This window comes from Catenovulum maritimum, assembly GCF_001050375.1.
GTDB classification, from domain to species: domain Bacteria; phylum Pseudomonadota; class Gammaproteobacteria; order Enterobacterales; family Alteromonadaceae; genus Catenovulum; species Catenovulum maritimum.
In genome coordinates, this window is record NZ_KQ130482.1 from 49,397 (window position 1) to 61,617 (window position 12,221).

Annotated in this window: 7 protein-coding genes; 4 read left to right on the forward strand and 3 right to left on the reverse strand. The window is 40.3% G+C overall.

The annotated features are described in order from the left end of the window. Positions 1-12: 12 nt before the first annotated feature. Both XM47_RS00110 and XM47_RS00115 read right to left on the reverse strand, forming a co-directional pair. Positions 13-891 carry a DUF1961 family protein gene (locus XM47_RS00110; RefSeq protein ID WP_048687952.1) on the reverse strand — a complete coding sequence of 293 codons (879 nt, stop codon included), beginning with the start codon at positions 889-891 and terminating at the stop codon, positions 13-15. Between the two features lie 70 nt (positions 892-961). Beyond that, entirely contained in the window at positions 962-2,431 is a 1,470-nt protein-coding gene (locus XM47_RS00115) for a BNR-4 repeat-containing protein (RefSeq protein WP_245623387.1), read from the reverse strand. 618 nt (positions 2,432-3,049) lie between these two features. Here XM47_RS00115 and XM47_RS00120 point away from each other — a divergent pair. From XM47_RS00120 to XM47_RS00135, 4 genes are all read left to right on the forward strand, one after another. Continuing rightward, positions 3,050-3,913: a heparin lyase I family protein gene (locus tag XM47_RS00120; protein WP_048687959.1), complete on the forward strand. Its 864-nt coding sequence runs from the start codon at positions 3,050-3,052 to the stop codon at positions 3,911-3,913. After that, positions 3,903-5,375, forward strand: coding sequence for a sulfatase (locus tag XM47_RS00125; RefSeq protein ID WP_172656481.1), 1,473 nt, complete (start codon positions 3,903-3,905; stop codon positions 5,373-5,375). Before XM47_RS00120 ends, XM47_RS00125 begins: the two co-directional genes overlap by 11 nt. A gap of 41 nt (positions 5,376-5,416) precedes the next feature. Next, a complete protein-coding gene (locus tag XM47_RS00130) occupies positions 5,417-7,090 on the forward strand; it encodes a YajG family lipoprotein (RefSeq protein WP_048687961.1) in 1,674 nt (557 codons plus the stop codon). A gap of 64 nt (positions 7,091-7,154) precedes the next feature. Next, on the forward strand, positions 7,155-10,259 hold the full coding sequence (locus XM47_RS00135) for a glycoside hydrolase family 2 TIM barrel-domain containing protein (protein WP_048687967.1): 3,105 nt from the start codon (positions 7,155-7,157) through the stop codon (positions 10,257-10,259). 128 nt (positions 10,260-10,387) lie between these two features. Here the strand turns inward: XM47_RS00135 and XM47_RS00140 are convergent, their stop codons facing one another. Next, a complete protein-coding gene (locus XM47_RS00140) occupies positions 10,388-11,935 on the reverse strand; it encodes a BNR-4 repeat-containing protein (protein ID WP_342669138.1) in 1,548 nt (515 codons plus the stop codon). Positions 11,936-12,221 lie beyond the last annotated feature (286 nt).

Genomic DNA, 12,221 nt, shown 5'->3' on the forward strand with positions numbered 1-12,221 from the left:
AGTTCCTTAGAATTATTTTTCAGTCAAGGTTGAAACAGTAAAGTTTTTATAGATGGCGCTACGAGTAAACATGTGGCGTAAGCCGATACGGCCTGCAGTAATTTCAGGGTGGCTAGTGGTATCCCACATTAAAACCTTACTTTGGGTTTTATTGGCAACTTTCATCCATAACTGTGTGCCTTTTTTTATCACAGTAATTTGGTGAGGAACACCTGTTTTAAATAAACCAGTGCCAAAGCTATCACCTGCTAATTCGGTGCCTTTTAAACCTTTATTATCAAGCGGCATATAACGTCGAGCACGAACATAGTCTTTATCAGCGTCGTTGTTGGTCATGCCAAAAGCGGCATAACTAATATGGTAGGTGTTCATATTATCAAAGTAATGGCGCATGTAGGGCTCTTGTCGATAATCAGCCCAGTTCATAATATCTTTATCAAAACCTGGTGTACCTTCGCCAGTTGCTTGGAGGTATAAAATGCTGACGTAACGCACTTGGTTGTCTGTGCGGGTGTATTCATAATCAATTTTGATATCACCGTCGAAACTTTTTTTAGTCCAAACCACAAGGTGGTGTGCGTGGTTTTTCGCTTCTGGCCCGGCTTTTACATGCATGCCTTTAGGTGTGTTTTCAACGCTGCCAATAAGGCCATCTACCAACCAATGTTCTCGCCAGTTTTTATCACCGCGGTCAAACATAACTTGCTGCCAGTTAGCATTGTTTATTTGTTGGAATTGGCTTTCCTTGCTTGTTGCTTCGATTTTTTCCTCTGTGACTGTGATAGGTGCTGATTTTTGCGATTGTTCATTTTCCATCTCAGAACAGCTGACGAGCAGTAAAATTAGGCTTACTTTTATTAATGAGGTCAATCTAATTAATAATACTTTCATAGTAATTCTCTTATTTTTAATTTGCTTGGTATAAGCTTCTTTACCAAGCAGCTAAACCGGTCAACAAAAGCTAGTTCAATTTAAGTTGATAAAGAGCCTTGATATGCTCATCAGCATGGTGTGCTTCGCTCTTTACTCTTTGCACAGGACCTTTTTGACCAACAAGGTACATTTTTCTTAAATGTGAGTTGTCGATTTTTTCTGAAACCAAGATTAATGCTTCAGGATGGGCGTTACGAATAAATGAAGATACTTGCACGCCAAAGGTTTTATCTTTTAACACCACATCGCCTTTTTTGAAGGTTTTGCCACCATCTAGGCTGTGACGCCACGAGATCATATGAGTTTTATTTTTAGCTCGACTGGCTAACAAAGCGCTTGTTTTTATGGACGAGTGGACAATATGGTCGCCACTAGAAATAGGTAGCTGTCCGCTTTTACTCACTAACCATTGATTACCATCCCAGCGGTAATAGTATGTCTTTTTCGGACCACCTTGGTGGCGATTTTTGTGATGCCCTTGGGCGAAAATAATATGCGGGTCACCATTTTCATCGAGATGCACTGTGCTAATACCCGTCCAATCCTCAGTGCCTTCGGTTTTGAACACTAAGGTTTTCTGGTTAGCAGTGTCGCGATCAATAGGCGTGGTAATTATCTCACCTTGAACATTGCGCCATTGTCCGGTTTTGGTGTCCATTTGCATATAATAACCATTGCTGCGCTCACCTAAATGTTTACCGTTAGCATGGTTATTACCGCAGCGATGATAAATGTAAGCCAAGGCGATGGTATCGTTGGCTTCCTCAGAAAAATAACCATACCAAGAATCTACTCCTAAACCGTCAGCGCGTTTCTTTGGTTGCATCACTGATACTCTTTCACCAAATGTTCGACCGTGGTCTGTTGATTTTTGGTAAACCCAATGACTTTGATGTGCGCCATGCCGATAAAACAGGTAAAGATCACCATTACTGGTTTTTACCCATTGATTGTATGTGCCAAACGGTGAGACATTATCAAGCTCTTGCCACTCGGTAATGTCGTATGGCCGTTTCGAAACAATATGTTTTAACTTACCGTAGTTGTAGTTACCCATATCATTTTCGCCCATCTCAGGTGTACCACCATGACCACCAAAAGCAATATGGATATAACCTAGATCATCAATAATCAGTGCAGGTTTACCGTGGTTATCAATTTTACGTTTTGGGTCTTTACCCATTTCACTGGTGCCCGCTTTGATTGGACCTAACCATTTTTTTGTTTTGTGGTTGTAAGCGGCAACATAAGGGTCTTCAAGTAACCCTTGGTAGGTAACATAAGTTACACCGTTTACATGCTCACCCGCAGGGTGTTGCAAAGTTGCCACTGGATTACTTAAGCCGGTATCCGTGAAATAATCAGCTTTATTCATGTGAGCAGAAGCTTGATCAGTATTTTGATTGGCTGATTGCTGGCTGTCATTATTGGTATTTTTACAGCCACTTAAACCAATTGTGCAAGTCAAAATTAAACAGGTAAATTTTATCATTTTCATAACTATTCGTTTATTAGTTAGTATTGATAAGATAAGCGCCTAACTTGTAAAATTACTACCCCTCTCGCACAACTTAAAATTTTTACTCTGTGTAAAAATGACGATTCTCAGCACTTTTAGCGCTAGATAAAAATCAGATATATTTATTAAGTTATTGATATCATATGTTTTTATATAACAATAAGTACATTTCTTAAAATAAATCTAATTTGCGCATCTAATAGCTGGCGATTACTAACGAATTCAACTCAATTATCAGCAAAAATGCCCTCAAGAAAGCAAGTTTTTACCCAAAGTTGATGTCAGTTATTACAGCCCCTAACAAATAGCGCTCCAGCTAGCAACCAAACGAAAATACCTTAGGGCTTTGTGGGATTTGACTATTGGCATAAAGCTTCACTCCAAATTATTACAAATTAAGGGGTAGTAATTTTCGCCTTATGCTGCTTTTCCTAAATAAGGGGAGCTTCACATGGTAACAAGCCATTAAAAATCCCTAAATCAAAGCTGGGAACTGGATTGATTTCAACGTTCTCAGATTGATACTGCAAGCAATGGCTTAATTCATTCTTGTGGCGAAAACAAAAAACGTAATACCTATAATTTACAGAGAAATAAATGAAAAAAGTAAACCGCTTTCTGGCCTTGCTGACGCTAATTAGCCAGCCCGTTTCAGCTAATGTTATTTGGTCAGCAGATCCAAACCAAAGTACGAATATTAGTAACTATTTTAAACGCTTCGATGACGGTAACTACCCACAAGATTATTGTGTTAGTAAAGGTGATGAAAAAGGTGTCCCGTCCTCAACGGTAAGCATTTTCAACGACATGGAGCGAGGAAAAGTGTGGAAAATAAACAAACCAATTGGCCGAAAACGCGGAGAGTTTGCAAGATTTGAAGGCAAGGTGAACACCTTATCCCCTAAAGAAGGCGACGATATATATATCGCATGGGATTGGAAAATCGACACCGCTGACGGTAAAAAGATAGATAAAGAAGTCACGGTTTTTCAGTGGAAGTCAGCCAGTCCACATAACCAAAATTATCCAATAAATTTAGAGTACGACGGTGATTTAACCCTAAATGCTTGGGGCGCAGATTACCAAGGCAATCAAAGTTATTCAGCTCGTCGAACGATATTATGGCGCCAAGCGATACCACAAAATCAATGGGTGTCATTTATTGTAAGGATTAAGGTCAATAAAAATGACCATGGCGGTTTAGTAGAGTTCTGGTTCAACGGAGAAAAGCAAACTTTAGCCAACCTAAAGTCACAATCTTATCAGGTGAAATTATCAGACGATAAAAAAACAGCCTTTCATCGCACTAATGACGGCCGCTTTGTTTATCCCAAGTGGGGCGCCTATAACAAAAAGTCCTGTAAATATGACATCAATGCTTATTTTCATAATATGAAAGTAAGCACCAGCCTTTCTGAGTTAATAAAAGTTGGCAAAGAGAAAAAGCCTTATGCTAAGTAGACGAAATTTTATTCTAAGCTCTGCGTGTTGTGCAACAGCAGCACTCACCCCTTTTCAAGTGATGAGCCAACTCAAGCAAGAGTATCCTAATGTATTAATGTTGATTGTTGATGATCTCAACGATTGGGTTGGCGCCATGGGAGGACATCCAAATAGCAAAACCCCAAACATAGATAAACTCGCCAACCAAGGGACACTATTTACCAATGCCCACGCCCCTGCACCTTTATGTGGCCCTTCACGCGCTAGCATAATGACAGGCCTGGCGCCTTCAACGACAGGAATTTATGGCCACATCCGTGATAATGATATTCGCAAGGTCAACGACAAAACTGCACATTCTCAGTTTTTAAGTGAATACTTCAAACAGCATGGTTATTACACTGCTGCAGTCGGTAAAGTTTTTCATGAAGCAATTGTTGATGGCAGTTTTGACGATTTTGGAGGCCGTCATAAAGGGTTTGGACCCGCTCCTGCCAAAAACTTGAAGTGGGCTCAAGCTAAAACCAGTACAGACTGGGGACCATTTCCTGAGCGTGATGAGCAAATGCCAGATTTTGAATCTGCGCACTGGATAGCCAACAAATTAAAACAACAACACGATAAACCTTTTTTCATGGCTTGCGGATTTTTACGACCTCATGTGCCATGGCATGTGCCGCAAAAATGGTTTGATTTACATCCAGTAAAAGACTTATACCTGCCACCCTATATGAGAGACGATTTACAAGACGTGCCTGAAATTGCCCGTTTGATCTCCGATCATCCCATGATGCCAACAACCAAATGGGCACTAGAAAATGGTGAATACCGTAATATCGTTCAAGCTTATCTTGCTAGTGTCTCATTTGTTGATTCCATGGTTGGGATTGTTTTAGACGCACTTGAAAGCAGCCAATACGCTAACAATACCGCCGTTGTCTTGTGGGGCGATCATGGTTATCACTTAGGTGAAAAAGATAAATTCGCCAAAATGACTTTGTGGGAACGAGCCACCCGCACGCCACTTATTATCAAGCCACCAAAGCAGTCAAATAAACAAGTCAGTCATAAACCCGTCAGCTTACTCGACCTATATCCAACCTTAGTGAAGATGTGTGGTTTACCTGAAAACCTTAATAATGAAGGTCAAGATCTAACCCCTTTATTGCATAACCCCAATGCGCCTTGGCAGCATGCTGCAATCACCACCTATGGTGAAAATAACCATGCGGTAAAAACGGAGCGTTATCGTTATATACGTTACGAAGATGGTTCAGAAGAGCTTTACGATCACCAGGTAGATAAAGAGGAATGGCGCAACGTGGCCAATGATCCAGCCTACCAAAAAGTCAAAACAGAACTTGCCAAACATCTACCGCACGTTAATGAAAAATGGACAAAATATTCCGCCTACAGAAGCAATGCTTATTTTAGCCAAAAAACCAAAGAAGCCGGCTGGCAAGAAACCCACAACAAATAATGTTAAAGCGTTTGAGTTAACTTTAATTAATCGGAACTACCATGAGAAAACTTAATTTAATCACAACTGTCATTTCAACTTTATTAGTCACTGGCTGCTCAAAGCAGCCAGAGGCTAACGACCAGCTTGAACAAGAAATAGCAAGTAAAACAAAGGCGGTAAATTTTTCAGTCGCAGATGCGAGAGATAATTTAAGCTTTGCCAAAAATCAATATTTGAAGATGATAGAACATATTGAAAACAAGCGGCATCAATATAACCGACCGGAATGTGAACAAAATCCCAGCATGATTTGCATTCCAAGATCGCAAGAGCACGGCGGTATATTTATGGAAAAATACGCCAAATGGACCAACGGCTTTTTTCCTGGTTTGATGTGGAAATTACTAGCCAATAAACAAGAAATTAATTGGGATGAAGGTGAGGAACACAAACTATACGAAAGTGCCAAGTATTTTCAACAAGCTTTAGCAGCTGACGCCACTTTAGCCTCCACCCATGACTTAGGGTTTATGCTTTATGATTCATTCGGTGAAGCTTTGCATTATGAAGGATTAGACTCGGCAACCCGCCAACAATACATTCAACTACTTGATACTGGCCGTGCAACTTTAGCAACTCGGTTCAGTGAAGAAAAAGGCGTAATCAAGTCATGGGATTTCGCACCGCATATGAAACTAACAACAATGGAAAATGGAGAACAAAAAGTTAACCTATACTCCTTGTCCGACCCATGGACATTCCCAGTTATCATCGACAACATGATGAATTTAGAATACCTATTCGATAGTGATGTAGCAAGCTATCATCAAATTGCCTTTAGCCATGCACAACAAACCATGGTTAATCACTATTTTTACGATGAAGCCGATACTGCAAAACAATACCCTTTGTCATATCACGTATTTGACTACGGTGAAAACAAACCAGGCAACTGGCAAGGTTTAGGCAATGTGTCAGCTTGGGCACGAGGTCAAGGTTGGTCGCTGTATGGGTATTTAACGGTTGTTGAGGCTATGTCTCGCGCAAAAACAGACTTAAGCAAATACCCAAATTTTGAAGCACACTTGCATCGCTTGCTTGCTACGGTCGAACATTTATTGGGGAACGAATATGTTCCTTACTGGGATTTTTGGGCAGCAAGAGACAATGCCTATGAATATGCTGAAAATGTTTCACCAAATACCGCTATTTATTCAGGTATTTTAGAACTATGCGCAAAACGTTTAGAAGATCACATCACACCATACAAGGGTTACCGACCACAAGAGTTACAAGCTTCAATGTTGTCAGAAGAATCACTCAAACGTTTAGCTGGTAAGCAAAACTGGTATGGTGAGGATGTTATCCAAGGCGATAAACTCGTACCGTGTGGCTCAAAGCCATATCCAGAAAGTCATCAAAAAATACCAAGAGATACATCTGCATCAGCGCTTTTCGCTTCAGCATTCTACCGCTTTGCAACTATTACTGATGACGCACAACTAAGCAAAAGATACGCAAATTTAGCAGACAAAATCATGTTGGAATTGACACAAAATTATCGTACGGATAACAACAAGACTCGAGAAAACAGCTTAGATTTTGGATTTATATTAGCTGAGGCGACCGGAAACATGGGGAGTGCAGGTGAAATTGATACACCAATTGTTTACGGCGACTTTTATTTTGTAGAAGCCAATATCCGTAAAATTGCATATGAGTTAAGTCACTAAATCAGATTATAGCGCGCCACCATGTGGAGTTATTCTCACTTATTAATATAGGGTTAAAAATAAAATGAAAAAAGCAACACCTCTAACATGGCTTTACCAAAAAAGCTTAATGTTGATGTTTTTGTTAGCTGGAGCACTGGTAATGAACAGCGCCAGTGCATCCGTTAACAATAACACCAGACAAGAAATCAATTTTAATCACAATTGGAAATTCAAGTCAGGCGATCACACCGCCTATAAAGACAAACAGCATAACGACAGCGGCTGGACTGTATTGGATGTGCCGCACGACTATATTTTTGAAGAGGGCGTTAGCAAAGACGGCTCACAAAAACAATTTGGTGGCAACCATGGTGGTGGCTTAGCTTGGTATCGAAAACACTTTGCATTTGACCCAAACTGGCAAGGTAAACAAGTATTTATCCAATTTGACGGCGTCTACATGAATAGTGAAGTTTGGCTAAATGGCCAGCTACTCGGCAATCGTCCATACGGATATATCAGCTTTCAGTACGACATCACTGAACATCTAAACCGTGATAGCAATGTAATTAGTGTGCGAGTTGATAACGAATTACAACCATCTGCACGTTGGTATCACCCAGGTGGTATTTATGCGCCTGTGCGTTTGGTTGTGGTAGACCCAACTCATATCAAGCACAACTCATTATTTATTCATACACCTATTGTTGGCGACAAAACCACTGTACAAACTGAATTTGAACTGAGCAAAGATGTAAAACGTGCGGCTGATTATGACGTTCGTTACCGCGTGTTTGATCAAGAGGGTGCCCAAGTTTTAACTGGAAAATCAACGCTTAACAAACTTAAACAACAAGATAAATTCCAATTCTCGTTTGAGTTAACCAATGCCAAACGCTGGAACCCACACGCAGCTTACCTATACAACTTAAACCTTGAAATACTGCATAAAGGCAAAGTCATTGATAGTGATAATAGCAATTTTGGTGTGCGTGATATTGCATGGAGAACCGACACTGGTTTTTGGATTAACGGTAAAAATGTCAAAATTCAAGGTGTTGCAGAGCATTATGAAGGAGGTCCTGTCGGTGGCGCATGGACTAAACCTTTATTACGTTGGAAATTACAATTATTAAAAGATATGGGGGTAAATGCAGTTCGCCTTGGCCATAACCCTTACCCTCCAATGTTTTACGAATTAGCCGATGAACTCGGCATTATGTTGATGGACGAAATATTTGACGGCTGGAAACAAAAGGCCCGCCACGACTACGGCGCACATCATTTTGATAAGTGGTGGAAAACCGACCTTGAAGAATGGGTAACTCGTAACCGTAATCACCCTTCTATCATTATTTATAGTGTAGGTAACGAAACGCACGGCAAAATTGCGCCTGAGCTAGTAAAAGCAGTAAAAGAATTTGATCCAACTCGTTTAGTAACATCTGGCTCAACTAACAAAGAAGGGATGGACGTTGTTGGTATTAATGGTGGATCAGAAGGTAAGAGTTTCTTTAAACGACGCTTTGATCGCCCATTTGTCTCAACCGAAGCACCTCACACATGGCAGACACGTGGTTATTACCGTACCCAAACTTGGTGGCGTGATGGACCTAAAAGCAACACCTTTGATTTACCAAGCATCACAGAAAAAGAAATTTTCTTTTACGACTGGAAAGATCCAAAAGACTGGGTAAATCAAAAACAACACCTAAACTCATCCTACGACAACGCAACAGTACGTATTAATGCGCGTAAAAACTGGGAAATGGCACGAGACTTACCACACCATTCTGGCCACTTCCGTTGGACAGGTTTTGACTATCACGGTGAAGCAGGTTTAGCGCATGGTGGTTGGCCGTTTATCGCTTTTATGGGTGGCGCTTTAGACTTAGCTGGTTTCAAAAAAGATTTATTCCACTTGTATCGCAGCCAATGGTTAGATGAGCCATCGTTGCACATTTTGCCTAGTTGGACACATCCAACTATGAAAAAAGGCACTAAAATTCCAGTGTGGGTTTATTCAAATTTAGATGAAGTTGAACTGTTCTTAAACGGTAAATCTTTAGGCAAAGACAAGCCAGGTCTTAAAGCAGAAGACATGCAATGTGAGTGGTTTGTACCTTGGCAGCCTGGCACATTAACGGCTGTAGGCTACAAAAATGGCAAGAAAGTTTTAGAGCAAACCTTAAATACTGCAGGTGCCCCAGTTGCATTAAGACATCAAGTAGAAGTATTTGAAGCTGAATCTGATTTTGACACGGCTAAAGTCATCTCAACAGAAACGGTCGACAAAAACCAAGAGTTCTACCCATATGGCGCACATAAAGTTTATTACCACTTTACTGATGGCGTGAAAGTAAAAGCGTTAGAAAACGGCTCACCGTTCGAACATACCAATAGAGTACGCGCTAATTTCCGTCCATTATTTATGGGTAAAAACCGCGCTTTTGTAGAAGTTAAATACCCACAAGCAATGGAATATGCAACCATAGGTGCAATTGTTGGAGACGAAGCATTGCGCTTATCGAATGAAGTGAGTATCGATGCACAGTACTTACCGCTAACAGATAGCGCACGTTATCAAATGCAACAAATGCAAATTGTTTATTCGATTAACGATGCCTACGCTACGGATATGCAAACCTATAACAAACCATTTACCGTTAAAAATGGCGACACTGTTTACGCTAAAGTTTTGGTTAACGGCAAAGTTATCTTAAACATGCAGCAAAGCTTTGGCGACGGAGTTGGTATTTTTTGGGGTGATGAAAACTCAGCTAATATGTGGGTAGGTCGCGGCTTATCAATGCAAGGTGAAGCAGCCGAGTATAAAGGTGATGCAGCAGCCGTAAGAGATGCACACGGCGTACACGGTGGCGCCTATGGTACTTTCAACGACAAAGAAGGTAGCATGTATTGGTATCACGAAAATGATGGTGAAGAAGGCGTGTACAAAGCTGTATTCCGTTACACCCACAATGATCAAAAGACCAAGCGTCGTATCGCTATCTACATCAACAATGAAAAAGCGACTGAAGTTGAATTCGAACCAACAGGCAGCTGGGACAGCAAATGGAGCGAACAAGCCTTTGCCAAATTCACTTTAGTAAAAGGCGCAAATCATATTGAGTTCAGAACTATGGGCGAAAGTGGTCCAAACATTGATCAATTCGTTCTAGAATAAAGAGAACTCAGCTTAATGTCCCTGCCTAAATGTGTAACACATCCTAGGACAGGACAATACAACATAACAAACTAAAAAGCCCGCTAGCGGGCTTTTTTTAATGGTTTAATAAACCTAGTTTCAGAGTCTTAATTAACTCCTAAATCAATAATCTGCAAATGTAGTGGCAATGAACTCCCAGAGCCTCTTTCCATTAAATAATAATAAGCCTTGCCGTTTTTAATATGGACTGTACCGTGATCAAACTGTGTACCGCCTTTTTGCTGATACACAGGTTTAAAATCATTGGTACCGCCTTTGGCTTTTTCAACATAGGGATAGCCCCTTTTCAACCCGATAATAAAAATATCATCGCCAGCTGTGTAAATTGAATCACCGCCGGTAAAGTCAGTCGAAATCTTGAACTCACTTGCACCTGCTGGTTTGTATGCGTGAATTGCAACATCTTCAAAATCTGGGCGTTTGCTATTAGCCGAACTCGCTTTACTAATAATGTGAATATCTTCGTTTTCTGTCACAGTCCAATCAAACCCACGAACGATATACACAGAATTTGGCTCTTGATGAGAAATGTAGTCACCTGGCTCAAATACTTTTATTTCATCTGAGTTCACCAAAGGCCAAGTCATAGGTTCACCTTTGTGATTTTTCCACTCGCCCATGCCGTCCGGATGATCAGAGTATGCGTAATACACACCGTTTTGATATTTGTATCTGTCATTATTGTCAGCACTACGTTGTTGAAAGCTCACTCTAAGCTTACCGTTAACATATTTCATAAACCCGTATAAACCCCAGTTATATGGATGTCCGTGAGTTTTTTGATCTTTGTGATTAAACGGTGTGAATCGAGTCCACTTTTGCTTTTCAGCATCATATTTATTGAAATAGTAAGCGCCGTTATTGTTACCCCCCCAGCGCATATAATGGATTAATGTGCCGTTGGTGCTGGTATAAAATTTAGGGTAGGTTAAAGCAGAAAAATTTTCTTTGTCGGCTAAATCCCCTGTCATTGTAAGGTGTTTATAATCGTCAGGCCCTTCGCTCACTTCACTGGTATCTTTAACAAACTGCGCTAAAGTGAAATCTTCATCGCTGACATCAGCCGCACCTACCACTGAATAAGAATAACGGAAGAAGTCATTAACAAACCTACCTTTAAATCGGCCATTTTTATCGTCATCAACATAAGCGTGCATGTCGTAAACCATATGAATAGTGCCATTCAACGGGCTAACCGCCAAACCTATAGTATTATGTGATTCACCAACCAAAGGATCGCCACGGAATCCGGTATGTTGATGCGGAAACTGAATAGTTTTAACCTTGCCAGTTTTAGTATTTAAGCGCGATAACATCACATTACGATTGTCTTTACCGCCTTTATACCAAGTCATAAATACATAATGTTTGTATGGTTTTACTGCATCACCATGTGCTGAGATATTTTTACCAAAGAAATAATCATATCCAGCACCTTTTGATGGGTTTTCAAAGGTCTTATGATTCAACTTCTTACCATCAAAATGCAGCGCACCATCGGTAATTTTTGTTTGGCTTTCTAAAACAACTAGCCCAGCTTTACTATTTTCTACACTTGCACTTGATGGCGCATTATTAGTTGCGGAGCAAGCAGTTAACACAGTTATTGCAATCAAACTCTTAAATGATGTCAAGCATGTAGCTTTGAGCTTGAATTGTTTAAATTTTTGCATTTAAATTGTTTCCGGTTGTTATAAACAGAAGGGATAAACATGCTTAATTGAGCCAAAATAACTCACATACAAGCAGATTGAATCATAAAGTAAATATATACGAAAATATTATTTATTCAACCTAAGTAATCATAACCAACTTAGGTGGTCGTCGAGTAACTATAGCCCTAGCACGATAGGCATGTTTTAACACCTCTTACCAAAACTTATATTGCGGTGCGTAAGTTAAAATTTAGACAATGGTCCA

Bases quoted from the DNA above. Each gene is read 5' to 3' on its own strand.
- XM47_RS00110 (WP_048687952.1), bottom strand. From the start codon at position 891: ATGAAAGTATTATTAATTAGATTGACCTCATTAATAAAAGTAAGCCTA.
- XM47_RS00115 (WP_245623387.1), bottom strand. From the start codon at position 2,431: ATGAAAATGATAAAATTTACCTGTTTAATTTTGACTTGCACAATTGGT.
- XM47_RS00120 (WP_048687959.1), top strand. From the start codon at position 3,050: ATGAAAAAAGTAAACCGCTTTCTGGCCTTGCTGACGCTAATTAGCCAG.
- XM47_RS00125 (WP_172656481.1), top strand. From the start codon at position 3,903: ATGCTAAGTAGACGAAATTTTATTCTAAGCTCTGCGTGTTGTGCAACA.
- XM47_RS00130 (WP_048687961.1), top strand. From the start codon at position 5,417: ATGAGAAAACTTAATTTAATCACAACTGTCATTTCAACTTTATTAGTC.
- XM47_RS00135 (WP_048687967.1), top strand. From the start codon at position 7,155: ATGAAAAAAGCAACACCTCTAACATGGCTTTACCAAAAAAGCTTAATG.